Genomic DNA, 23,751 nt, shown 5'->3' with positions numbered 1-23,751 from the left:
CATTCATGTCAGGCAAAGGCGGTTGAGCAACGGGGCAATCTGTTCCAGTGGCAGGCAGTAGTCGGCGCCGGCGATGTCCAGGGCGGCCTGTGGCATCGTGGCTGCTTCGGCGCTGACCGGTGCCTGCACCACGGCGATACCGCCATGGGCGCGGATTTGCCCCAGACCGTCGGCACCGTCGCGGTTGGCACCAGTTAACACCACGCCGATCAATGCCGCGTGATAAGTGTCCGCAGCGGAACCGAACAGTACGTCGATGGATGGCCGCGAGAAGCACACCGGCTCGTCCACGGACAGGGCAAAGTGCCGGTCGTGTTCCAGCAGCAGGTGATATCCGCCGGGGGCTACATGCACGATGCCGGGACTGGCCGGTTGCCGTTCGCCCACCTCGATGACCGGCAGCGCTGAGTGAGCAGCGAGCAGGCCGGCCAGCACGCCGGCACCGCTGGCGGTATGGCAGCACACCAGCACGGTCTGTGGCAGCTGCGGGTCCAGCGCGCCCAGCAAGAGCTTCAGCGCGTTGAAGCCGCCCTTCGAGCAACCGATCACGATGGCCTCAGGCCGCCTCATCATGTTCCTCCGAAGATGGTTGGCTGTTGCGCCGGTAGAGCCGCAGGTTTGCATCGACAGCGGTGAAATCGACTGCTGTCGGGGCGAAATCCAGCGACTCCCGCAGTCCAAGGCAAAGGTGACCGCCGCGCACCAGGCTGTTGCGGAAGAGTGCCAGCGTGCGGTTCTGCAGAGGGTTGGAAAAATAGATCAGTACATTCCGGCACAGCACCAGATGCGCCTCGCAGAACACCTTGTCGGTCACCAGGTTGTGATCGGCGAACGTGATGTGGCGACGCAGCCGCTGGTCCAATTTGATGAAGTCGTAGCGGGCGCTGTAATAGCTGGCCAGTGACTGCCTGCCGCCAGCCAGCAGATAGTTCCGCGACCACAACTGGGCATCCCTGGCCGGGTAGATGCCTTCCTGCGCGCGCTGCAAGGCATCGGGATTGAAGTCGGTGGCGAAGATATGGCTGCGTTCGTACAGTCCAGCTTCTTCCAGCAGGATCGCCAGCGAGTAGACCTCCTGGCCATGCGCGCAGCCGGCCTGCCAGATGGTGATCTGCGGATACGATGCCAGTATCGGCAGCACGTGTTCGCGCAAGGCGCTGAATACCGGTGGGTCGCGGAACATTTCCGATACCGGCACCGACAGTCCTTGGATCACCAGCGTCAGGAAATCCGGTTCGTGCAGCAGGCGTGTGGTGAGCGCGCTGATGCTGCCGCAGTGGTGGGCATGCACCAACTGGCGCACGCGCCGGATCAACGATGCCTGCGCGTACTGGCTGAAATCATGGCCATGCCGGCGTTTGAGCGCCTGCACGAACAGGTCCAGTTCGATCTGTTCCAGTTCCGCGTCGGGCTGGGGTGCCGGCATGACAGTCAGCGCTGCAGCCAGACGCGCATCATCGACGACAGCTTGTCGATGTCGATCGGCTTGGACAGGTAGTCGCTGGCGCCCATTTCCAGGCATTTCTCGCGGTCGCCGCGCATCGCCTTGGCGGTCAGCGCGATGATCGGCAGCGTGGCGAAACGCGCCTGTGCGCGGATCGCACGAATCGTCTCGTAGCCATCCATTGCCGGCATCATGATGTCCATCAGCACCAGTTCCGGTGCCTCATCATCCGCCAGCGCCTTGAGTGCCTTGTGGCCGTCCTGCGCCATGTTCACCACCACGCCCCAGCCGCGCAGCACCTTGGACAGCGCGAACAGATTGCGCATGTCGTCATCCACCAGCAATACCTTGCGGCCAGCCAGTTCGGTCGCAGCTGATTGTTTGCCGTTGGCGTCGCGTCGCGGCGCATGCTGGATGCTGTGCAGGAACAGGCTGACCTCGTCGAGCAGGCGTTCCGGCGAGCGCGCGCCCTTGACCACGATCGAGTCGGTGTAATGGCGCAGCAGCAGATTCTCCTCGCGGCTCAGGTCACGACCGGAATACACCACCACCGGTGGCACGCCACCAGGCTCCTTCGACAGCTGCTCAAGCAACTCCAGTCCGGACATCCCGGGCAGGCCAAGATCGAGCACGATGCAGTCGTAGCGCGTCTGCGCGGTTTTCTGCAGCGCCTCCTCGGCGGTTCCAACCTCGTCGATCAGCACGTCAGCGGCATTCAGCATGCTGCGTACGGCAGTGCGCGAGTCGGCTTCATCGTCGACGATCAGCAGGTGCCGTTGATGACCTTCCGAGAAATGCAGCAGGCGCTTGAAGGCGGTATCGATCGCGGCGCGGCTGACCGGTTTGGTGAGGAAGCCGACCGCACCAAGTTCAAGTCCACGGGTGGCATCATCGGTCGCCGAAATGAAATGCACCGGAATCGTCCGCGTGGTGGCGTCGGCCTTGAGCTGGTCCATCACGGCCCAGCCGTCCATGGCCGGCAGCATCACATCCAGCAGGATGCCGGTAGGGTGATATTCACGTGCCAGCTGCAGTCCTGCTTCGCCATCGGTTGCTGCCAGTGCTCGGTAGCCCTTGCGATGGATCATGTCGATCAGGATGCGCGCGAAGGCCGGATCGTCCTCGATCACCAGGATCGTGGTCTGGCCGGACAGCAGCGAGTCGCGATCGTCTTCGATGCTGTCCGGCAGCAGGTATGGAGACGATGGCCGCACAAGTGGGTGCGGCTTGATTTGCGCGGCTCTTTCAGGTGCATCGCGCCGTTGCGGAGGTGGTGTTTCGGGCAACAGCACGGTGAAGCTGCTGCCATGGCCGCTCTCGCTGTGCAGGGCAATGTCGCCACCCAGCAGCATGGCCATCCGACGCGAAATGGCCAGGCCCAGCCCGGTGCCGCCGAACTGCCGGCTGGTGCCCGCGTCCACCTGCTCGAATGCGTTGAAGATGCGCTGGAACTTGTCGGCTGGAATGCCGATGCCGGTGTCGTTGACCGTGATGGCAATCAGTGGCTGTTTCCGCAGCGCCTCGGGAATGGTGATTTCGTTGCCGGGGCGACCGATGCGTACGGCCACGCTGCCAAGCGCGGTGAACTTGAAGGCGTTGCTGAGCAGGTTGTTGGCGATCTGCTCGAGCTTGGTGCTGTCGGTGTGCAGGGCGGCTGGCAGTCCTGATTCGATCTCCAGCGTGAAGCCGAGACCCTTTTCCTCGGCGACGTGCGTAAACGTGCGCCTGAGTCGCTGCGCCAGGTCAGCCAGTGGCAGCTCGTCGATCACCAGCTCCATCTTGCCTGCCTCGATCTTGGACAGATCGAGAATGTCGTTGATCAGGTTCAACAGGCTGGTGCCGGCGTCGTGGATGATGCGTGCCGATTCGATCTGCTCTTCGTCGAGGTTGCCGCTGTCATTGTCGGCCAGGCTGCGCGAAAGGATCAGCAGGCTGTTCAGCGGCGTGCGCAGTTCATGCGACATGTTGGCGAGAAATTCGGATTTGTACTGGCTGGCACGAGCCAGCTCCTCGGCCTTTTCTGCGGTCTCCAGCTGCAGCTCTTCCAGCACATGCTTCTGACGGTTCAGGCTGTCGGTCTTCTCACGCAATTCCTCGTTGGACGCCTGCAGTTCCTCAGCCTGCAGGCGCAATTCCTCTTCGGAGGCGACCAGCCGCTCGGACTGTTCCTCCAGCTCGGCAGTCTTGGCCTGCAAGGCCTCGTTGTTGTCGCGCAGCACTTCTTTCTGCTGTCGCATCACCAGCTCGGACACGCGCAGTTCGTCAGCCTGCTCCTGTGTCTGCAGCAGCAGGTCATGCGTGCTGACGGCGCGATTGAGGTTCTCCAGCGCCAGCCCGACGATCGGCAGCAGCTCCTCCAGCAGCTGCAGTTGCAGCCGCGCGAATGCCGTGAAGCCGGCCAGCTCGAATACGCCGATCAGCGTATCGCGGTAGAGCACCGGCATGATCGCGATATGGCGTGGCAGGGCTTCCCCACTACCCGAGTCGATGTGCAGGTAATTTTCAGGTATGTCGTTGAGCATGATCGGCTTGCGCTCGATCGCGCACTGGCCTACCAGCCCCTCGCCGGGCAGGTAGTGGTCGGCAGTACGGTTGCTCAGGCGCAGACCGTAACTGCCCAGCAGATCGAGCCGGTGACGCGCATCGTCGAACGAATAGAACAGGCCTACGCCGGCCCCAAGCAGTGGCACCAGCTCGCTGGTGAGCCACTGTGCGAAGTCCTTGTGGGTGGTAGCCTGCTGCAGCACATGGGAAATACTCGAGACCTGGGTCTTGATCCAGGTTTGCGCCTCGGTATCGATCACCATTCGCCTGAATACCTGCAGGGCGCGGGCAATTTCACCGATCTCGTCACGGCGGTCGAGCTGGTCGATCTCGAACTGATGGTCGTGATTGGCCAGCCGGGTCATCAGGTCGGCCTTGCGCCGCAGTGGTCGCGTGACCAGGCGTGCGGTCAGGCTGATCACCGCGATCCCGAGCAGGATGCCCAGCAAGGCGGCTATGGCGTTGATGACCTGGGTTTGGTTCAGCGTGCTGTTCAGTTCCTGGCTGCGCGTGGTCAGCAGCTGATTCTCCTCACCGACCATCTGCTCGATGATATTGCTCAGATCCTCAATGCGAACCGTGCGATGTTCGAGGTAGTTTGACTGGATGTGCTGGAACTCCTGCGCCATCGCCACGGGGTCGGCAGTCTTCACGCGTGCCATCGCGTCGATCGCATTGGCCGTGACTTCGCGCCGCCATTTCGCGGCCAGTGTTTCCAGGTTGTCGATGCGCGACTGCTGCAGTGGGTTGTCCGCCGTGAGCTGGCGCAACTGGACAATGCGGTCGTGCAGGCTACCCGCGCCGTTCTCGAACATCGCGCGCTGGTCCGCACGCTGAGTCAGCATGTAGCCGCGTGCGCCGAGCTGGCTGGTCTGCAAACTGTTCTGCACCTGGTCAAGTTCGAGCAGCACCTGGTAGGTGTGAACTGTCCAGTAGCGATTGGTTTCCTGCTGGCGCAGCGAATGCAGGGTCACCACGCTGGTCAGCAGGAACAGTCCCAGCAGCAGGACGACTGCGAACAGGATCTTGCGCTGCAGCGGCTGATCAGCCAGCCAGGAAAAATTCGATTGAGTCGGATGCATGGCGGACCATCGCGGTTCGTGGGCGACCTGTTGCACGATCACCGGAACGGTCATCGTGCCTCTGACAGGGTAGCCGGTGCAGCCGCCGAACCATAGTCGGCCGCGTGTGCCCCAGGGTCAATGACGCCCGGACCCGTGCAGGAATCGCTGCCAGGGCGCGCACGGCACGATCGAGCCACGCCGTCGCGCTACGGTCAGCAGGGCCAGCGTGAGCATCGAACAGACGGCGAGTGCCACCACCGAGGCTTCCGCGCCGAATGTGCCGCCGCTCAGCCAGTCCGGACCGGTGCGGTTGGAGATCAGCCAGCCCCTGCTGGCGCCTCCGGAAACCGGAATGCCATAGACCGTGCCCTGCATGATGTTCCATGCGGCATGCAGGCCGATGCAGGCCCATAGCGAGCGGGTGACGTGATAGATCATGGCCAGTAACAGGCCTGCCTCGATCGCGATTGCCGCGGAACTCCACAGCGTGGCACCGGGATTGAAGATGTGGGCGGCACCGAAAAACAATGCCGAAATCACCAGCGCCCACCAGGTGCCGAGGCCTTCCTCGACAATGCGGAACAGCACACCACGAGTGATGATCTCTTCGCCGATGCCGGCACCGATACCAGCTACCAATACGCCGGGTAACCAGTCCACCTGCGGGTCGGTACCGGTGACGTGATAGCTGCCGGCCAGCCAAAGCACGCCAACCACCACGCTGAACAACACGGCACCGGTCACCAGACCGGCGACGCCGTAGGTTGGAATGGTGCGTGGTGACAGTTCGTGCAGCTGCCGTTGCTCGATCAGGCGGACCAGGATCACGTAGCCGAGCAGCGCCGGCAGTAGTTGCACGCTGAGGGTCGCCAGCGCGTGGTGCAACGGGTCTGCGGCTTTTGCGGTCCAGCCCAGAGCGGCGACAGTCGTGTGTGTGAGTATGCTGAAGCCGATCAGCATCGCCGCGAAGAAGATGATGCGCGCCGCAGGTGATAGCACCAGCCAGCGCTGCCAGCTTGGCGCATTTGGTGATGTGACGAAAGCGAGCTGCGGGTTCTGCATGCGTCTATCTTCGAGAGGTAACGCCCGCAGGCTAGCAGTGCAAAGAGGCGTGCCCCAGTGACGCAAGTCACGAAGGGCGACGTGCGCTACAGTTCGACTGCAGCTGCATGCTCGCGTGTATTGGAGAAGCGAACCTGCGGCCAGCGCTCCTGCGCCAGCTGCAGGTTCACCCGCGTCGGCGCGATGTAGACCAGCTCCCCGGCGCCGTCGATCGCCAGGTTCATCGCGTTTTTCTCGCGGAACTCGGCCATCTTCTTTTCATCGTCGCAGTGCACCCAGCGCGCGGTGGCCACCGTCACCGGCTCGAAGCTGGCGTCGACGTTGTATTCGTCCTTCAACCGGTACGCCACCACGTCGAACTGCAGCACGCCGACCGCGCCCAGGATCAGGTCGTTGCTCATCAGCGGTCGGAAGAACTGGGTGGCGCCTTCCTCGGACAGCTGGGCGAGACCTTTCTGCAGCGCTTTCATCTTCAGTGGATCGCGCAGACGCGCCCGGCGAAAGAGTTCGGGCGCGAAGTTGGGAATGCCGGTGAAGTTCACGGACTCACCTTCGGTGAAGGTGTCGCCAATAGTGATGGTGCCGTGGTTGTGCAGTCCGATCACGTCGCCAGGGTAGGCGGTCTCGACGATCTCGCGGTCACTGGCCATGAAGGTCAGCGCGTTGGCGATGCGGATGTCCTTGCCGGTGCGCGTCTGCACCATCTTCATGCCAGCGGTATACGTGCCCGAGCACACACGCATGAAAGCCACACGGTCACGGTGCGCGGGATCCATGTTCGCCTGGATCTTGAACACGAAGCCGGAAAGTTTTTCTTCCTCGGGCTGCACTTCACGGGTCAGCGTGCCGCGAGGGCGCGGCGAGGGTGCGTGCTCGACAAAGAAATCCAGCAGCAACTGCACGCCGAAGTTGTTCACCGCCGAGCCGAAGAACACCGGTGTCTGCTTGCCGGCCAGGTATGCATCGATGTCGAACGAAGGCGCGGCCCCCTGTACCAGCTCCAGTTCATCGCGCAGTTCGCGCATCGCCTCGCTGCCGATCGCCGCCTCCAGACCGGGTGCGTCGAGACCCTTGAAGATGGTCGAATCCTGCCGGGTGAAGTTCTTGCCCTGCTCGAACACATGCACTTCGTCCAGCAGCAGGTGGTACACGCCCTTCAGCCGCTTGCCCATGCCGATCGGCCAGGTCAGCGGCGCGCAGGCGATGCCGAGCACCGATTCCACTTCATCCAGCAGTTCGATCGGCGAGCGGCCTTCGCGATCGAGCTTGTTGATGAAGGTCATGATCGGCGTGTCGCGCAGGCGGCACACCTCCATCAGCTTGATCGTGCGCTCTTCCACGCCCTTGGCGCAGTCGATCACCATCAGCGCCGAATCGACCGCGGTCAGCACGCGGTAGGTGTCCTCGGAGAAATCCGCATGGCCTGGCGTGTCGAGCAGATTGACGATCTTGTCCTCGTATGGGAACTGCATCACCGACGAGGTCACCGAGATGCCGCGTTCCTTCTCTAGCGCCATCCAGTCCGAGGTGGCATGCCGCGCCGCCTTGCGTCCCTTTACCGAGCCGGCCATCTGGATCGCACCGCCGAACAAAAGCAGTTTTTCAGTCAGCGTGGTCTTGCCCGCATCAGGATGGCTGACGATGGCGAAAGTACGGCGGCGGCGGGTTTCTTGCAGATGGGTGGACATGGTGGCAGGTCAGCTGGAGCGCGAACCGGCAATTGTAGCTTGGATCGGCCGCTGGCCTCAGAACGACCAATTCACCCATATTCGACATGGCCAAAAAGCAGGCATTGGCCATGTCGTCACTATCAACTTGATTTGGATGAGCGCCAAAACGACGTGGCCGCATGCATATTTCTGAACGGAGTCACCATGCAGCTGCGGTAGAAACCAGCTCCAGGGACTCAAGGTTGCACCCATCGCACAAAAGAAACCGCCCATGGGGCGGTGAATTTTAAAAAGCATCAGGTAGATAAACAGTCGGCGTCATCAGTCCTTGACGAGGCAGAGAGGCTACCTTCGCCGACTGACGTCAGTTATCCAGCATGGGGCGTGATGATCGCGTCTGCACCAACTCTTCCTGATTGCGAAATGCGGATAACGACCGCACGCGGAGTGTGGCGACATGGGCGCGACGTACAGCGATATGAGAACGGGCAGAAATGGTTCGCGCAGTCCGTGCTTCATGGCAGGTGATCTAGTTCCTGCTGCGACCACCGACCATGATCGTCACCGCAGCTCCGAGTAAAAGGATCGCGCACATCATGAGCGATTCCCGGGTGCCGAAGATAAATGCCCCTGCCTTGGCTACAAATGCCCCGAACAAAGCGACACCCAGGACACTGCCAGTCTGTCTGGTGGCGTTGAGAACGCCCGCAGCAATGCCCGAGCGTTTCTTCTCCACGCTGCCGAGCAGCGTCGAGGTGAGCGGTGGTACCAGCAAGCCCAGGCCAGCGCCGATCGCGACAAGCTGGACGCACATGGACCCATAGCTCGTGCCGCGGTCGGTGCCAAGGAGTGCCATGCATCCCACGGCTGCCATGGTTGCGCCGATGGCGATGATGGCAGGGGCGCCAAATCGCTCGGTTGCGCGAGCGGCCAGCAAGTTCGCCGGCAACACGGCTCCCATCATTGGAAGAAAGGCCAGACCTGTTGCAAGAGGTGACAGGCCGTTGATCTGCTGGAAGTACAGGCTGAGCACGAAGATGAGGCCGTAAAAGGCCACGTTCACCAGCAGGCCGATCGCCGACGTCAGCGCGAACAGTCGGTGTCGAAACAGCGAAAGCGGAAGCATGGGCTGCCTGGCGCGCCGTTCCTGAAATACAAAAGCCACTGCCAGAGCGGTGAAGGCCGCAAAGCCTGCCAGAACCCATGGATTGCTCCAGCCGTGAGTGCCACCTTCAATAATGGCGCCGGCCAGACAGCCCAGCGCGCCGATTGCCGCGGCCTGGCCGCCCAGATCGAGTGAATGGTGCGGTGACCGCGGCGTCTCGCTCGCATAGCGCCACGTCAGCCAGAGACCGGCGAGGCCAATGGGCAGATTGACCAGGAAGATGCTGCGCCAGCCCACGAGGGCAATCAGAGCACCTCCTGCAAGCGGGCCCGCCGTGAGAGCAAGGCTCGCTCCAGCGGCCCAGATGCCAACTGCTCGCCCACGTTCCTTTTCATCAGGATAGGCATGGTTGAGCAGGGCAAGCGAATTCGGCACCAGGATGGCCGCTCCCATGCCCTGCGCGGCTCTGGCTGCAATCAGCAGTACCGCGGTTGGTGCCAGCGCACACGCGAGCGAAGCACCCGTAAAGATGGCGAAGCCGGCCATGAAGACTTTCTTCGCACCAATGCGATCACCCAGTGCGCCTGCGGTCAGGATCAAGGCTGCAAACGCGATCGTATAAGTACTGACAATCCACTGCAGCTCGGACACGCCGCCGCCCAGGGAGGTGCCGATGCTGCGCAAGGCCGTGTTGACGATGGTGACATCGAGTTGCACGACGCCATAACCGAGGCTCATCGCGGCAAGCGTCAGCGACTTCGCGAGAGGTGCCGACCCGGAATCGTTCATGACTGCGCCATGCGTCCAGGCCGTCGGTGCATCACGAGGATGAAGGCAACGGCGTGGGTTCGTCGCTCTCGTGTTTCTCTAGCGAGAAATCGTATTGCAGCGGCGTTGTCGACACTTGGCCACGCATGAGGACTACTCACTTTGGATGTTGCGGAGTCGAGGCTTGATGCAGGTTCGCTACCGCAGTGGTACAGACGTGCCTGCCGCCGGGTCGCTTTCGACAGGGTGCGATCCCTGATGTGTTGCGCTCAGGTAGAGACCTGTTCCAAGCATGGCGACAATCGAGATGATCAGGAACAGGAACGCAATCCATCGACTACGTTTCACGAGGTGTCGATACGCGTTTCACAGGACGCCGAGCAACAACAGCACGATGACCACAATGAGGATGACGCCGAGACCGCCTGTCGGGCGATAGCCCCACGAGCGACTGTATCCCCACGTCGGGAGTGCGCCGATCAACATCAGTACGAGGACAATGATCAATAGCAATGATAGAGACATGGTGGTGTCCTTGCGGCAGGTGCGATGAACCTTAGGCAAGGGTCGCAGTGGAGGAATCTTCGCGCAGAATTTCGAACCTACGCGCGAACGATGCACGGTAACAAGGCCGCAGTGGACGGACTGTCAATGCGAACCCTGTTGTCCAATCACGACATGCTCACGGGGATCTGGCACGACAAGCATGTACAACGGATGGGTCACGTGCATGTGCTTCGCCAGTTCTCATGGCAACAACCAATGATCGTGTTCATGCAGAAGCGAGAGATCGCAGGCCGGGAAACCGGAGGCGATGTTAAACAGTCATTGCAATTCACGCATGCCGATAACACCGAATGTTCACATGCGTTGGCAGCATCATCACCAACGCGTTCGTAGCATCTGCGTTGTTGCTCATCATCTTGTTGCCCACGTGAATCTGGATATCCGCCATGACTGCCACTGCACCGCATTCCCTTTCCGCATTCGTGCTTGATAACCACGCTGTGACGAGCACCCGGAACGAAGCTCCCAGCGACATGAAGGAGGTCATGACCGATACATCGGTCGAGCGGGATTGTCTGTGTGGGACCTTCAATGCGGACGACAGGCTGTTCGTCATGCCGGGAAAAGTCATCAAAAGTCGATGGTGAGCAGAGCCTTGATTGAAATGCTGGCAAAGGCTTCTCGGGGTGCGATGCCCATGGGTGAAAGATTGCTCGGCGCCTCGGCAGCTGGAGAGACAACATGACAAAACTCGACACCGAAAAGCGCAACGACCTGACAAAGCGCAACTTCGCGTTTCCCAGGCAACGCAAGGAACCTCTTGAAGATGCGGCGCATGTGCGCAACGCCGTCGCGCGCTTCAACCAGGTTGAAGGCGCAAGCGCCGAAGAAAAAGACGAGGCATGGAAACGGATCCAGGCCGCCGCGAAGAAATACGGTGTCAAGCTCAGCGAAAAGAGCCGGCACGAGCTGGGCAAAGGTTGAGCTGCCGGTTCATTCAACTCGGTATTGGCGACGCCAGCAGCTCTCCTGACGAATCCCCCGTGATGCCATTCGATAGCTCTCCTGCAGTCAAGACATCATGCGCCGATGACATGCCTGCCGATCGGAGAGTGCCGCCGTGGATAACCCGATGCAAAGCTCCGGCGTCTGCCTGGATCGAATGCTGACGTTGCAGCAGCTTTCTTTCAGCACCTAAAAATAAAGAACCCGGAGATCACTCCCCGGGTTCTTTATGTTCATGGCGCAATGAGATCAGTGCGAGCATGGAAACGAAGACTTACTTCGCTTCCTTCTCCATCAGCTTCTCGACCATGCTGGCCGGCACTTCTTCGTAATGATCGAAGATCATGGTGAAGTTGCCGCGGCCGCTGGTGGCTGAGCGCAGGAAGTTGATGTAGCCGAACATTTCGGCCAGCGGCACGAAGCCCTGCACGAAGGCATTGGCACCCTTCTGGCCCTGTTCGGTGATCGAGCCGCGACGACGGTTCATGTCGCCGATCACGTCGCCCAGGTAGGTCGCCTCGGTGACCACTTCCAGCTTCATCACCGGCTCGAGCAGTTTCGGCTTGGACATCTTCTGTGCCTCGCGGAAGCAGGCGCGGGTGGCGATTTCAAAGGCGAGCGCCGAGGAGTCGACGTCGTGGTACTTGCCGTCGATCAGGCGTGCCTTGAAGTCCAGTACCTGGTAGCCGGCGACCTGGCCCTGGCGGGACTCCTTCGTGATGGCCTGCTCCACCGCCGGGATGAACTCGCGCGGCACGCGACCACCGACCACTTCGTCGGAGAACACCACGCCGGTGCCGGGCTCGCCCGGCTCGAAGATGATCTTCACTTCGGCGAACTGACCCGTGCCGCCGGTCTGCTTCTTGTGCGTGTAGGTGTGTTCGACGGACTGGCCGAAGGCCTCGCGGAAGCTGACCTTGGGCTTGCCCATGTTGGCTTCCACGCCCAGCTCGGTGCGCATGCGGTCGATGGTGATTTCCAGGTGCAGCTCGCCCATGCCCTTGAGCACGGTCTGGCCGGTTTCCTGGTCCACTTCCATGCGCAGCGACGGATCGGCCTTGACCATCTTGTAGAGCGCGGTCGACATCTTGTCGACGTCGCCGCGGGTTTTCGGTTCGACCGAGACGCTGATCACCGGATCCGGGAAGCGCATGCGCTCGAGCAGGGCCGGATGCGCCGGATCGGACAGCGAATCGCCTGTCTCGGTGTCCTTCATCGAGACGAACGCGCAGATGTCACCGGCGCGAACCTCGTCGATTTCCTTGGTGGCGTTGGCCTGCACTTCCACGATGCGGCCCACCCGCTCCTTCTTGCCGCGGGTGACGTTCTGCAGCGTGTCGCCCTTCTTGATCACGCCGGAGTAGATGCGGCAGAAAGTCAGCGTACCGAACTGGTCATTGATGACCTTGAACGCCAGCGCGCGCGCCGGCGCGTCGTCCTTTACTTCCTGCTCGCCGATGACGTTGCCGTCCTCGTCGACCATCGCGATGCCGCCGTTCTCGCCGGGGTACGGCATGTAGTCGACCACGGCGTCGAGCAGCTGCTGCACGCCCTTGTTCTTGTACGACGAGCCGCAGAACACCGGTACCAGCTTGCCGGTGACGCAGCCCTTGCGGATGCATTCCTTCAGCTTCACCGGATCGTGCTCGCCGGTCTCGATCAGGTGACCGAACGCGTCGTCGTCCATCGCCAAGGCGGTTTCGAGCATTTCCTCGCGCAGCTTCGGCAACTGGTCGATCCAGTCGTTGTCGACGGTGGAGCCGAACTTCAGGCGCGCCCTCGCTTCCTCGAACGACACGGTTTCCCAGGTGCTGTCCTTGTCGTCCGACGCCCAGATGTAGGCCACGTTGGCGACCAGGTCGGCCATGCCGATGAATTCGTCGGAGCTGCCCAGAGGAATCTGGCACAGCAGCGCCGGCGCATTGAGGCGCTCGCGGATGCCTTTCACGCAATGCGCGAAACTGGCGCCGATGCGGTCCATCTTGTTGACGTAGCACACGCGCGGCACGTTGTACTGGTCGGCCAGGCGCCAGTTGGTCTCGGTCTGCGGTTCCACGCCGGCGACGCCGTCGAATACCACCACCGCGCCGTCCAGCACGCGCAGTGAACGGTTCACCTCGATGGTGAAGTCCACGTGTCCCGGGGTGTCGATCACGTTGATCTGGTGACCCTTCCATTCGGCCGTCACGGCCGCCGACTGGATCGTAATGCCGCGCTTGCGCTCCTGCTCCATGTAGTCGGTGGTGGTCGAGCCCTTGCCGTCCTTGGTGTCATGCACGTCGATGATCTGGTGCTTCTTGCCCGTGTAATACAGCACGCGCTCGGTGGTGGTGGTCTTGCCGGCGTCGATATGCGCAATGATGCCGATGTTGCGGTAAAGCGAGAGAGGTTTCTGTCGGGCCACGGTCTGGATTCCGGATAGGGCGTAGGGCAAGCGTGAAGAGGCCAGCTCAGATGCTGTCCTCCGGGATATTTTTCAATGCGCCTGCGGGTTTTCAGCCGGATTTTCGCTGGCCCGGCAGGCAGGGTGCGAATGTTTGGGACGCGGCACGATACCCGATCGACGGCAAGCTTGCTCGGATCGGTTCAGCCGGCAGGCGCCGGCGGGCTGTGGCTTGGGTTCCGTTCTACCGCCCGGATGGGCCGCGTAGTCAGCCGAAGATGGCGCTACGAGCAGTCGTCATCACGTTGGTAGCGGCTGGCCAGGAGCCCGCTGCTGCATGAAGCCATGCCCGTGCAGAACGGATGATCGTGGATCACCCTATGCGTATGCTCAGGCAGCGCGCAGGGCAGTCAGGGCTGCGGTCAGTTGCCTGGTGTCATAGGGCTTTTGCAGGGTCTTTTCATGACACCAGGCTTCGGGCAGGTCCTCGCCGCCGTAGCCGGAGGAAAATACGAACGGAATGCCGCGACGGCGCAACACCAGGGCGACGGGGTAACTGACCTCACCGGCCAGGTTGATGTCGAGAATGGCCAGATCGATCGGCGCGGACTCGGCCAGTTCCAGGCATTTGGTGAGGCGCGCGGCCTTGAGTACGCGGTAGCCCGACGCACTGAGGTGATCTTCCAGCATCATCGCCAGCAGCATTTCGTCTTCGGCGAGCAGAATGCAGGGCAGGTTCCTGTCGGTAGTCATCAGGAAGTTTCCTCGTTCAGTGGTACATCGATGGTGCAGGTGACGCCGTTGCGGGGGAACTCGAGCGCGACCTCGCCATCCAGTTCATAAGGCACGCCTTCATCGATCAGACGTGAACCGAAGCCGCGACGGGTAGGCGGCTCGACTGCCGGGCCACCGGTTTCCGTCCACTGCAGCAGCAGCCATGGACGTTGACCCTTCAAGTGTGTCGCCCAGGTGACGGTGACCCGGCCTTCAGGAATCGACAGCGAGCCGTACTTGCCGGCGTTGGTAGCCAGCTCATGGAAGGCCATGCTCATCGTCAGTGCCTGTTTCGGCAGCAGATTGATTTCGTCGCCCTGCAGGCGCACCCGCTCATCATTCATGTGCACACTGCTGTCGTGACGGTACGGCGCCAGTTCGTTGTTGATGATGCCGACCAGCGGCGCCCCGAGCCACGCATCCCGGGCAAGCAGATTGTGGGTGTTCGACAGCGCCAGCAGTCGCGACAGAAAGCTTTCCCTGAAGGTGGGCAAGTCCGACGCATTGGTGATGGTCTGGTGGGCGATCGCCTGCACCGTGGCCAGGGTGTTCTTCACCCGGTGGTTGAGCTCGGCCATCATCATTTCCGTGTGTCGTTCCGCGCGCACGCGTTCGGTCACGTCACGTGCGATCAGCTTGCCGGCGAACAGCGTGCCGTCGTGGTCACATACCGGTGAGTAGCTGATCGCCAGCGGTACCGAGGTACCGTCCGGTCGCACCCAGGTCATGTCGAATTCCGCCAGCCGTGTCGGTCGTTCGTGGCGGACAAAAAATTTCCTGGTTTCCTCGGACGGTTCGGGCGGCAGAAGCATGCTCAACGGCTGGCCGACCACCTGCTCGGCCGACAGGCCGAAGATGCGTTCGGCGCTGGCGTTCCAGCTGCTGATCCGTTCGTCCAGCGAGAAACCGAAGATCGCATCGCGCGAGGAGTTCACGATCGCCGCGAGGCGGGCATGCTCGCTGTTCAGCTGCTGGCTCTCGGTGATGTCGACGAAGGTCAGCACCACCCCGTCGACGACATTGTCGAACGTCAGGTAGGGGCGCATGCGCAGCAGGTAGGTCGGGGCGTCGCCTTCGCCACGCAGCATGCGCTCGATGACCGTCATATTGTGCAGTACCTGCGCCACGTCGCTTTTCAGTTCCGGGTAGCTGATACGCGGGGATATCTCGGTGATCGGGCGTCCTTTGTCGCCGTCACGCAGGTGGAACAGCTCGGTCATCATCGGCGTATAGCTGCGGATGTGCAGCTCGCGGTCGAGGAAGATCGTCGCGATCTGCGTGCTGTCCAGCAGGTTGCGGATGTCGTTGTTGAGCCGGTTCAGCGCCTCGTTCTTGCTGTTGAGCTCGGCGTTGACGATCTGCAGTTCCTCGTTGATCGACTGCATTTCCTCGGTCGAGGTTTCCAGTTCCTCGTTGGCGGACTGCAGCTCCTCGTTGACCGACTGGTATTCCTCGTTCGCCGATTTCAGTTCCTCGCTGGCCGTTTCGTGCAGGTCGACCGCCGCGTGCAGCTGCATGCGGGTGCTGCGCAGTTCATCCTCCAGTGCCTGGATGCGCGTGAGCTCGTTGCCGGGTTTGCCGTCCGCTGCCGACTGGGTCGAGTGCGGAGCAGGTTCGAGCTCATGGAAGGCGACCACACACATCTCGATCTTGCCGTCGTCACGTGGCTCATCCTGACCCAGCGGCTCCACGATCAGCCGCAACGAGCGTTCATGCCCATTGAGCAGGAGGGTCAGTCCATCGCGGATCACCTGCTTGCCGCTGGCAAATGCCTGCAGTGCGGCTGCGCGCACGGCGCCGCGCAAGGGTTTGTCGAGCAGCTGGAACAAATTGAGGCTGGCCGCGCCGGTCGAGGGCGCCAGGTAACGCCCGGTGTCGCCGCCGAAGCGCAGCACGTCGTGGCTGCTGTTGATCACCACGTAGGCCGGCGACCACGGCTCCAGCGCCTGTCGCGCCTGCTGATCGATGGGATCTTCCACATGTCGCGGTGTGGCATGCTCCGTGTTGCTGAAGGGGCGCGGATGCATGCTCACAAAATCCCGTGGGCGTGTATGTGCATCGTCGCGGCGCACGTACAGCCGTTGCTTCTTGTCCAGCTCGGTGAACAGGCGCGCGTTCCGTGCCAATCGTTCCGACGGACCCAGCAGCAGGAAACCGCCGGGTCGCAGCGCATAGTGGAACGACTGCACCAGCCGTTCCTGCAGGTCGTTGTTGAGATAGATCAGCAGATTGCGGCAGGAGACCAGGTCCATTCGCGAGAACGGCGGATCCTTGATCACGCTGTGCGGTGAGAAGATGCACATCTCGCGGATCTGCTTGACCACGCAGTAGTCGTCGCGATCCTGGGTGAACCAACGCTCGAGGCGCTCGGGTGAGATGCCGTTCAATGGCGCCCGATAGCGTCCCGCGCGGGCGCGGTCGATCGCTTGATCGTCGATATCGGTGGCGAAGATCTTCACCTTCAGGCCGCGTTGCGAACCCATCGCCTCGCGCAGCAGGATCGCGATGGAATAGGCCTCCTCGCCGGTGGCGCAACCAGGTACCCAGACCCGCAGCACATCGTCGCTGGCCCGGTCGGCCAACAACGAAGGAATCGCGATGGTGCGCAATGCTTCGAATGCAACCGGATCGCGGAAGAACTCGGTCACCCCGATCAGGAACTCGCGGAACAGCAGCTCGTGTTCGTTCGGATGCCCGCGCAGGTGCTCGATGTAATCCGTCACCGTCTCGGCCTGCACCACCAGCATGCGCCGCTGGATCCGCCGCATCAGGGTCTTTTCCTTGTACTGGCTGAAGTCGTGGCCGACTTCGGCGTGCAGCAATCCGCAGATGGTATTCAGGTGCGCCGCCACGTCGCCGCGCACGCCGTCGGAGCCCTTCTTCTGCTGCGCGGCATGCATCTGCTTCTGATAGACGAGCAGCCGCGCCGGCATGTCGGATACCGGCAGCACGGCGTCGACCAGTCCGGTGGCCACTGCGTTGGCCGGCATGCCGGTCATCGCCTCGTGGTCGAAGCCGGATTGCGCCAACGCCAGCCCGCCGTGATCCTTTACTGCGCGCAGTCCCTGCGCACCATCGCTGCCGGTACCGGCCAGCACCACGCAGACCGCGCGATCGCCCTGATCCTCGGCCAGCGACGTGAAGAACGTATTGATCGGCCAGCGATGTTCGCGCGGCGGCGCCGGTTTGCATACCTGCAGCACGCCGTCGGCAATCGTCAGTGTGGCATTCGGCGGAATCACATAGACATGCCGCGCTTCTACCCGCATGCCATGCGTCGCCTCAAGCACCGGCATCGTGGTGCTGCGGCCGATCAGTTCAGCCAGCAGGCTGTTGTGATCCGGCGCCAGATGCTGCACCAGCACGAAGGCCAGCTCGCCATCTACCGGCATGTGCGCGAAGAACGCCTTGAACGCTTCCAGTCCGCCGGCCGAGGCGCCGATGCCAACGATCATCATGCTTGGTGGAGGCAGCTTGCGGATTTTCGCCGTTAGTGCGCCCTTGCCGGTGGTCGCGGCGGGAGTGGGCACGGGCTTCAGATACGACGGCATGCGATGCAGCCTGAAATCCAGGCAACGCCTGGATGAGGCTGCAGCATAGCGCGCATGGCGTTCAGTCCGGGTGATAGGGCGAACGCGGTTGCTGCGTTCGCGTGGATCAGCGCGTCAGCAGGTCCTCGTAGAACGCACCGAACGGTTCGCTTGGATGTGCGATCTGGATTTCCAGAATCCACAGCCCGCTTGAAGGCGATGCTTCCAGATCACCGAGGTCGCCGCCCTTGTGGATCGCGTGCGGAAAGTCGCTGACCCGGTGACCCTTGACCGCGTGGTTGAACCGCCAGCCCATTGCCGCGGCACGCTCGCCGGCAAACGCATACAGCGCGTGGCCGCTCAGTCCTTGCGTGCGCCACGCGTCGGCCACCTCGCCGAACAATGCACGCGCCGCATCCGCACAAGCCTGTCGCTCCGGCGCGTGACCGACCACAAACGTATCGCCTACATCGCCCTCGTGCCCGTCGAAGACCAGCCCCAGATCGATGAAGTAGCTGTCGTTCTCGCCCAGCCGCACGCTGGGGTCGGAGCGCTGCCGGTAGGTCTTGGTGGTGTTGGGCCCGATGCGGATCAGCACCGGATGCCACAGCCGCTCGAAGCCCAGTTCGCGGAATACCTCTGCCGCTTCAAGCTTCGCCTCGTCTTCACTGATACCCGGATGCATGCGCTCCCGGATGCCGTGCAACGCGGTCCAGGTTCTTTCACGAGCATGTTGCATCAGGTCGTGATCGAAGCGTTGTCCGACAGCTTCGCAAGAAGGAGTCACCATGAGTGCTTGCCTGGTCAGGTCAGATGGACGAGTACTAGCCCAATCAGTGCCGGCAATGCCTGTATCCATAGAATCTTCCGGCTCGCCGTGAGTCCGCCGAAGATGCCGGCGACCAGCACGCAGCCGAGGAAGAACACTTTTACGTAGAAGCCGGCGATGCCGAGACAGAGTCCCCAGACCAGTCCGGCGGCGAGGAAGCCGTTGTAGAGACCCTGGTTGGCGGCGAGTGCTTTCGACTGCTCGGCGAATTCCGCAGTGATGCCAAATGCGCGGCGACCCGCGGGCTTGGTCCACAGGAACATCTCCAGGATCAGGAACCACAGGTGCAGCAGAGCGATGACGGCGATGACGACGTTCGCAGCGATGGACATGGCACTCCCCTTGGATAGTTGATCGTGGCGTTCCATGGCTGGAGCACCATGGCGGCAGTGTCGCAGCCGGATCGGTTCATCGCAAACCTGAAGTGCGACAGACAGAGGCAGCGGTCAACTCGGGCAGTGGATTGAAATACGCAATAAAAACGGATCCGTGGAAACCACGGATCCGTTTGCAAGGGCACGGCGACAGGCCGTGCCGTTGCCCGATCAGCTTCAGTGTTGCTGGTGGACGATGCTGATGATTGCACCGGTGTTTTCATCGACCAGCAGGAAGTCACCACTGTCGCCACGCACCCAGTGGGAACCTTCTGCGGGTTCGTTCAAGTGCTCGGTCTGCCACTTCTGAACGACATAGGTGTCACCGCGATACTGGACAGGTACCACACCACCCTCTCTGTACCAGGTCTCGTGGTTGCCACCGATATGCTGCACGGTGGTGGTAACCGTCTTGGTGGTTTCAACCGTGCCACCACTTTGATCGTCGGTTTGTGCCAGCGCCACATTGGACAGCAGCAGGGCAGAGCACATAGCCAAAGCAAGTTTCGTTTTCATGATGTATTCCTTCGTGTATGGCGGAGTTACAACAAGAAAGGCAGCAAATCTCGGCGTGCACAAGCCAAGAGTTGAATCGCACCGGGGCATGCCTAATGCACGAACAGCCTTGCAAGCGGCAAGCCCTCAACATGTGAATTCCGCGCCAGCGAACAGTTCACGTTTGAACGTGGGTCATCTTTCTGCGCGGTATGGTCAGGCTGTTGCGTGATCTTCAGTTTTGGGCGCGGCATGTCACTTGATCAGGTCGGTGGATATCTGAGATGCCGGTGAACTTTCATGGGATCCAGCGTCATTGTCATGCGTGACCAGAGGGTGTTGAAAACAGATTGACTGCTGCAAAAAAACGGACCCATGGAAACCATGGGTCCGTTTGCATGGACACGGCAGAGCCGTGCTCATGGTGGGGCGGGTCAATCAGTGCTGGTGGACGATACTGGTGATCGCGCCGGTATTTTCGTCGACCAGCAAGTAGTCACCATTGTCGCCACGCACCCAGTGGGATCCTTCCGCGGGTTCGTTCAAATGCTCGGTCTGCCACTTCTGAACGACATAGGTATTGCCGCGATATTCGACAGGGACAACGCCGCCTTCCTTGTACCAGGCGGTGTCGGCGCCGTGGACGTGCTGCACGGTCGTGGTGACCGTTTTGGTGGTTTGAACGGTGCCGGCGCTTTGATCGTCGGTCTGCGCTGCCATCGCCGCACCGGAAGCCAGCAGAGCTGCGCACATGGCCAAGACAAGTTTCGTTTTCATGAGGTGTCCTTTATGAATGCCAAGCTTGTGGCGGAGCCACAGGTCAAGGACAGCGGCAAATGTCAGCGCACGCACCTGCCGGAGGTGAAACCGTACCGAAGGCATGGCTACTGCGAATACAGCATCGCAAGCCGCAGGCTCTTTGCATGTGAATTTCGCGGCAGTGCGTCGTTCACACACGGACGATAGTCACGCGCGTCCTGAATATTTCATGGGTGCGTGGAATGCGTGGGTCAGGTCTGCGGCAGCGGCTCGGGTTCCAGTACAGGTACTGGAGCGGTGACTGCCACGATCACGGGCCGGCCCAGTTGCCGCAGCCAGCGGTAATGCGAGGCGATGCCTGCAGCGAATGTGCGATGTTCGAGGTAGGTCACGCCGAATTCGCGGCAGGTCTCTTCCACCACGCGTGCGACGGCCGGATAGTGCACGTGCGAGATGCGCGGAAACAGGTGGTGTTCCACCTGGAAATTCAGGCCGCCGATCAGCCAGCTGAGTACGCGATTGCCGCGTGCGAAATCCACCGTGGTTTCCAGCTGATGGATCGCCCATGGCGTGTCCATCTGCTGACCGCCTTCATGGGGTTCGGGAAACGCTGCCTCTTCCACCACATGCGCCATCTGGAACACCAGCGCCAGCAGCACGCCGGCAACGGCGGCGGTCACCGTGTAGAACAGCAGCACGGCACCGATCGAATGGAAGACCAGCGGCAATCCGAACGCAAGGGTGAAGAACGCGAGCTTGCCGATCACGAACACGGCCAGGTCCCAGCCGCGCGGTCGCGCGAACGGACGCTCGCCGACGGTGCCGGTGATCATGTCGCGGAAATCGCCATAAAGATGCCAGCGGATCGCGGTGACGCCGTACAGCACCCACAGATAGAAGTGCTGCCAGCGATGCCACGGCCGTCGCGGTTGCAATGGCGACAGGCGCCCCAGCACACCGAGGTCGATATCACTGTCATGCCCGGCGACGTTGACCCAGGTGTGGTGAAAGCGAGCGTGCTTCCACTGCCAGATGTATGAACTGCCGCCGACCATGTCCAGCGTCATCGCCATCAGCCGGTTGATCCAGCGGCGCTCCGAATACGCCTGATGGCCGCCGTCATGCATGATGTTGAAGCCGATCCCCGCGGTAGCGATGCCGAGCACGATGCTCAGCAGCAGGCCCTGCCATCCGCTGGTCGCGAAGAACACCAGCGCCACATAGGTGGCCGCGAACACACCCAGGATGATCGCCGTTTTGAGGTACATCTGTGCACTGTCGCGCTGGTGGCGATCGCTGCGCTTGAACTCGGCGTCGACACGTCGGCGCAGTTCGCGATGGAAGGAGTTGTCACCGCTGAACTTCAACCGCTCCTCGATGGCATCGTATGGCAAAGGGGAAGCAGCGTTGTCCCTGCGATGAGATGAATCGAGGGACATGGGGGTACCTTGCGAAGAATGTGGCCTACATCATAGCTGGCCCTACGTAACGTGGATGTTGCGGGCGATCACGCAGATGCGCGGCGACTTGCCTGCTACGCAACAGCCTTGAACGTCACCACCAGCACATCGCGGTGGGCAGGCTGCGTGGGGTCGAGCGGTGTCACTGCAGTGACACCGTGAAAGACGCGGGCATCATTGACCAGGGCGGCATCCAGGGCATGCGTCAGGGTGAAGCTGCCCAGCAGGCCGCCGTCGTGGTCATGGATGGTGGTGGTGCCGCTTTCGATGTTCTCGCGATCGATCAGCAGAACCAGCACGTAATCGACGCCGTCGCGATGCACGCCTTCCGGCGTGGGTTCACCGGGCTCGCCGGCACGGGCCTCGATGCGGAACTGGTGGGCCTCGACATGCCAGCGCCGGGGCGTCGCCATCAGTGCAGCGAACAATTCGTAACTGAACTGCAAAATGCGGTGCAGGCTGGCACCGTCGGCGAGTGCCGGCCGCATCGGCCGGAACCAGCGCTGGATATCACCCTGCAGGGGGTTGTGCTGCAGGCTCTGGTAGTGCGGCTGGTGTGCCGCACGGCGCAGTTCGCCATCGGCCTCGATCGAGAAGGTGGCGTGACGCCGACGTCGGTGCCGGCCTTGCGCGGCGAGATAGGTATCGGGTGCCAGATCGTTCCAACTGTCGGCAAACGCATGCCAGTCGTCCAGCGCTTGCGGCTCGCCGAGCAGTCCGCGCATGGTCTCGGCGGTGACAAAGGCAAAGCCGTCACGCTGCAGCTTGGGGTAAAGGGCTGAGGTATCTGGCGGAGAATGCATACCGGGCACGTTAGCAGGAGCGGGGCGCGAAGGGATGGCAATCCGGTGATTGCACCGGTCAATCAGTCTGGAAATGCATCTGTGAGCCAGTCCGGCACCGGAATGCCTTTGTCGCGCAGGAAGGCAGGGTTGAACAGCTTGGCCTGATAGCGCGTGCCGGCATCGGCGAGCACGGTGACGATGCTGTGGCCGGGGCCGAGTGAGCGTGCGAGGCGGATCGCGCCGGCCAGATTGACGCCGCTGGAGCCGCCGACGCACCAACCCTCCTCGGCCAGCAGCTGATGCACCAGCGGTACCGATTCGTCGTCGGGAATCGACCAGGCCAGATCGATGGGTGCGCCGTCGAAGTTCGCGGTGACGCGGCTGGAGCCGATACCTTCGCTGATCGAATTGCCGGTGGCGACGAGTTCGCCCGTGTTGACGTAGCTTGCCAGCGCGGAGCCGGTTGGGTCGGCCAGTGCGATGCTTGTGCCGGGATTGCGTGCCTTCAACGTGCGGCCGACGCCAGCCAAAGTGCCACCCGTGCCTGCGGCACAAACGAAGCCGTCCACACGGCCGCCAGTGCCTTCCCAGATTTCCACGCCGGTGGTCGCTTCGTGGAAGTCGCGGTTGGCGGTGTTGTCGAACTGGTTGGCGAACCATGCGCTGCCCGCGTCGATCGCGTTCAATGCCTCGGCGTGTCGGCGGGCGTGGTGCGCGTAATGGTTCGGGTCCTTGTACGGCACGGCGGCCACCAGTCGCACCTCGGCGCCGGTGATGCGCAGTGCGTCGATCTTCTCGCGACTCTGCGTCTCCGGCATGAAGATCACCGTGCGATAACCCAGACTGGCGCCGAGCAGGGCCAGCCCGATGCCGGTATTGCCGGCAGTGCCTTCGACAATGGTGCCGCCGGCGCGAATCAGGCCACGCTGCTCCGCATCCCGCAGCAGGCCGAGCGCGGTGCGATCCTTGATCGAACCGCCGGGATTCAGGAACTCGGCCTTGGCTAGGATCTCGCAGCCGGTCAACGCTGAGGCGTGGCGCAGCCGCAGCAACGGAGTGTGGCCGATGGTGGCGGAAAGGTCGGGGTGGATGCTCATGGGCTAAGGCTTGATGGGTGGTGACCCTTTGGGTTTTGCTCCTCCCCCTGCTTGCAGGGGGAGGTTGGGAGGGGGTAAAGCTTTTGACTTGAAGAT

General features: G+C 61.9%; 19 protein-coding genes. 2 read left to right on the top strand and 17 right to left on the bottom strand.

Features of this window, described 5'->3' with window-relative positions:
- Nucleotides 1–3: 3 nt before the first annotated feature.
- From B0E51_RS16085 to B0E51_RS16055, 7 genes are all read right to left on the bottom strand, one after another.
- Nucleotides 4–573, bottom strand: a complete 570-nt coding sequence (locus B0E51_RS16085) for a chemotaxis protein CheB (protein WP_254424556.1) — start codon at nt 571–573, stop codon at nt 4–6.
- Entirely contained in the window at nt 557–1,426 is an 870-nt protein-coding gene (locus tag B0E51_RS16080; RefSeq protein WP_077445893.1) for a protein-glutamate O-methyltransferase CheR, read from the bottom strand. The genes B0E51_RS16085 and B0E51_RS16080 overlap by 17 nt, the downstream gene beginning before the upstream one ends.
- 5 nt (nt 1,427–1,431) lie before the next feature.
- The gene (locus tag B0E51_RS16075) at nt 1,432–5,070 is read right to left on the bottom strand and encodes a response regulator (RefSeq protein ID WP_077446069.1); all 3,639 of its coding nucleotides are present in this window, start codon (nt 5,068–5,070) and stop codon (nt 1,432–1,434) included.
- 117 nt (nt 5,071–5,187) lie between these two features.
- On the bottom strand, nt 5,188–6,114 hold the full coding sequence (locus B0E51_RS16070; RefSeq protein ID WP_077445892.1) for a type II CAAX endopeptidase family protein: 927 nt from the start codon (nt 6,112–6,114) through the stop codon (nt 5,188–5,190).
- Between the two features lie 86 nt (nt 6,115–6,200).
- On the bottom strand, nt 6,201–7,802 hold the full coding sequence (locus tag B0E51_RS16065) for a peptide chain release factor 3 (RefSeq protein ID WP_077445891.1): 1,602 nt from the start codon (nt 7,800–7,802) through the stop codon (nt 6,201–6,203).
- Between the two features lie 511 nt (nt 7,803–8,313).
- Complete coding sequence (locus B0E51_RS16060; RefSeq protein WP_077445890.1) at nt 8,314–9,678, bottom strand: MFS transporter; 1,365 nt, start codon at nt 9,676–9,678, stop codon at nt 8,314–8,316.
- A gap of 345 nt (nt 9,679–10,023) precedes the next feature.
- Nucleotides 10,024–10,182, bottom strand: a complete 159-nt coding sequence (locus tag B0E51_RS16055) for a DUF3309 family protein (RefSeq protein WP_077445889.1) — start codon at nt 10,180–10,182, stop codon at nt 10,024–10,026.
- 428 nt (nt 10,183–10,610) lie between these two features.
- Here B0E51_RS16055 and B0E51_RS16050 point away from each other — a divergent pair, with 428 nt between their 5' ends.
- Nucleotides 10,611–10,811: a hypothetical protein gene (locus tag B0E51_RS16050; RefSeq protein WP_077445888.1), complete on the top strand. Its 201-nt coding sequence runs from the start codon at nt 10,611–10,613 to the stop codon at nt 10,809–10,811.
- A 94-nt stretch (nt 10,812–10,905) separates the two neighbouring features.
- Entirely contained in the window at nt 10,906–11,148 is a 243-nt protein-coding gene (locus tag B0E51_RS16045; RefSeq protein WP_077445887.1) for a DUF6582 domain-containing protein, read from the top strand.
- Nucleotides 11,149–11,443: 295 nt separating this feature from the next.
- Here B0E51_RS16045 and fusA read toward each other — a convergent pair whose 3' ends face one another.
- The 10 genes from fusA to B0E51_RS15995 all read right to left on the bottom strand — a co-directional run bounded on the left by fusA (nt 11,444) and on the right by B0E51_RS15995 (nt 23,655).
- On the bottom strand, nt 11,444–13,573 hold the full coding sequence (gene fusA, locus B0E51_RS16040) for an elongation factor G (RefSeq protein ID WP_077445886.1): 2,130 nt from the start codon (nt 13,571–13,573) through the stop codon (nt 11,444–11,446).
- A gap of 369 nt (nt 13,574–13,942) precedes the next feature.
- On the bottom strand, nt 13,943–14,305 hold the full coding sequence (locus B0E51_RS16035) for a response regulator (protein ID WP_077445885.1): 363 nt from the start codon (nt 14,303–14,305) through the stop codon (nt 13,943–13,945).
- Nucleotides 14,305–17,877 carry a chemotaxis protein CheB gene (locus B0E51_RS16030; RefSeq protein WP_077445884.1) on the bottom strand — a complete coding sequence of 1,191 codons (3,573 nt, stop codon included), beginning with the start codon at nt 17,875–17,877 and terminating at the stop codon, nt 14,305–14,307. The genes B0E51_RS16035 and B0E51_RS16030 overlap by 1 nt, the downstream gene beginning before the upstream one ends.
- A gap of 106 nt (nt 17,878–17,983) precedes the next feature.
- A complete protein-coding gene (locus B0E51_RS16025; RefSeq protein ID WP_077445883.1) occupies nt 17,984–18,646 on the bottom strand; it encodes a M24 family metallopeptidase in 663 nt (220 codons plus the stop codon).
- 14 nt (nt 18,647–18,660) lie between these two features.
- Nucleotides 18,661–19,017 carry a DUF1304 domain-containing protein gene (locus tag B0E51_RS16020; protein WP_077445882.1) on the bottom strand — a complete coding sequence of 119 codons (357 nt, stop codon included), beginning with the start codon at nt 19,015–19,017 and terminating at the stop codon, nt 18,661–18,663.
- A 219-nt stretch (nt 19,018–19,236) separates the two neighbouring features.
- Nucleotides 19,237–19,575 (bottom strand): RcnB family protein, encoded by a 339-nt coding sequence (locus tag B0E51_RS16015; protein ID WP_168172661.1) that lies wholly within the window; start codon nt 19,573–19,575, stop codon nt 19,237–19,239.
- Between the two features lie 417 nt (nt 19,576–19,992).
- Nucleotides 19,993–20,331, bottom strand: coding sequence for an RcnB family protein (locus tag B0E51_RS16010; protein ID WP_168172660.1), 339 nt, complete (start codon nt 20,329–20,331; stop codon nt 19,993–19,995).
- A 233-nt stretch (nt 20,332–20,564) separates the two neighbouring features.
- Nucleotides 20,565–21,752 (bottom strand): acyl-CoA desaturase, encoded by a 1,188-nt coding sequence (locus tag B0E51_RS16005; protein WP_077445879.1) that lies wholly within the window; start codon nt 21,750–21,752, stop codon nt 20,565–20,567.
- A gap of 95 nt (nt 21,753–21,847) precedes the next feature.
- The gene (locus tag B0E51_RS16000; protein WP_077445878.1) at nt 21,848–22,576 is read right to left on the bottom strand and encodes a 2OG-Fe dioxygenase family protein; all 729 of its coding nucleotides are present in this window, start codon (nt 22,574–22,576) and stop codon (nt 21,848–21,850) included.
- 62 nt (nt 22,577–22,638) lie between these two features.
- The gene (locus tag B0E51_RS15995) at nt 22,639–23,655 is read right to left on the bottom strand and encodes a cysteine synthase A (RefSeq protein ID WP_077445877.1); all 1,017 of its coding nucleotides are present in this window, start codon (nt 23,653–23,655) and stop codon (nt 22,639–22,641) included.
- Between the last annotated feature and the right edge of the window lie 96 nt (nt 23,656–23,751).

The sequence above is a fragment of the Rhodanobacter sp. C05 genome (assembly GCF_002001165.1).
Lineage (GTDB): Bacteria > Pseudomonadota > Gammaproteobacteria > Xanthomonadales > Rhodanobacteraceae > Rhodanobacter.
The sequence above is the reverse complement of the archived record's forward strand: the minus strand, read 5'-3'. Positions and strand labels throughout refer to the sequence as shown.

Coding starts and splice junctions, on each gene's coding strand:
- B0E51_RS16065 (WP_077445891.1), bottom strand. CDS start 7,802: ATGTCCACCCATCTGCAAGAAACCCGCCGCCGCCGTACTTTCGCCATC.
- B0E51_RS16005 (WP_077445879.1), bottom strand. CDS start 21,752: ATGTCCCTCGATTCATCTCATCGCAGGGACAACGCTGCTTCCCCTTTG.
- B0E51_RS16070 (WP_077445892.1), bottom strand. CDS start 6,114: ATGCAGAACCCGCAGCTCGCTTTCGTCACATCACCAAATGCGCCAAGC.
- B0E51_RS16085 (WP_254424556.1), bottom strand. CDS start 573: ATGATGAGGCGGCCTGAGGCCATCGTGATCGGTTGCTCGAAGGGCGGC.
- B0E51_RS16055 (WP_077445889.1), bottom strand. CDS start 10,182: ATGTCTCTATCATTGCTATTGATCATTGTCCTCGTACTGATGTTGATC.
- B0E51_RS16035 (WP_077445885.1), bottom strand. CDS start 14,305: ATGACTACCGACAGGAACCTGCCCTGCATTCTGCTCGCCGAAGACGAA.
- B0E51_RS16000 (WP_077445878.1), bottom strand. CDS start 22,576: ATGCATTCTCCGCCAGATACCTCAGCCCTTTACCCCAAGCTGCAGCGT.
- B0E51_RS16060 (WP_077445890.1), bottom strand. CDS start 9,678: ATGAACGATTCCGGGTCGGCACCTCTCGCGAAGTCGCTGACGCTTGCC.
- B0E51_RS16025 (WP_077445883.1), bottom strand. CDS start 18,646: ATGGTGACTCCTTCTTGCGAAGCTGTCGGACAACGCTTCGATCACGAC.
- B0E51_RS16015 (WP_168172661.1), bottom strand. CDS start 19,575: ATGAAAACGAAACTTGCTTTGGCTATGTGCTCTGCCCTGCTGCTGTCC.
- B0E51_RS16030 (WP_077445884.1), bottom strand. CDS start 17,877: ATGCCGTCGTATCTGAAGCCCGTGCCCACTCCCGCCGCGACCACCGGC.
- B0E51_RS16050 (WP_077445888.1), top strand. CDS start 10,611: ATGACTGCCACTGCACCGCATTCCCTTTCCGCATTCGTGCTTGATAAC.
- B0E51_RS16020 (WP_077445882.1), bottom strand. CDS start 19,017: ATGTCCATCGCTGCGAACGTCGTCATCGCCGTCATCGCTCTGCTGCAC.
- B0E51_RS15995 (WP_077445877.1), bottom strand. CDS start 23,655: ATGAGCATCCACCCCGACCTTTCCGCCACCATCGGCCACACTCCGTTG.
- B0E51_RS16080 (WP_077445893.1), bottom strand. CDS start 1,426: ATGCCGGCACCCCAGCCCGACGCGGAACTGGAACAGATCGAACTGGAC.
- B0E51_RS16010 (WP_168172660.1), bottom strand. CDS start 20,331: ATGAAAACGAAACTTGTCTTGGCCATGTGCGCAGCTCTGCTGGCTTCC.
- B0E51_RS16045 (WP_077445887.1), top strand. CDS start 10,906: ATGACAAAACTCGACACCGAAAAGCGCAACGACCTGACAAAGCGCAAC.
- B0E51_RS16075 (WP_077446069.1), bottom strand. CDS start 5,070: ATGCATCCGACTCAATCGAATTTTTCCTGGCTGGCTGATCAGCCGCTG.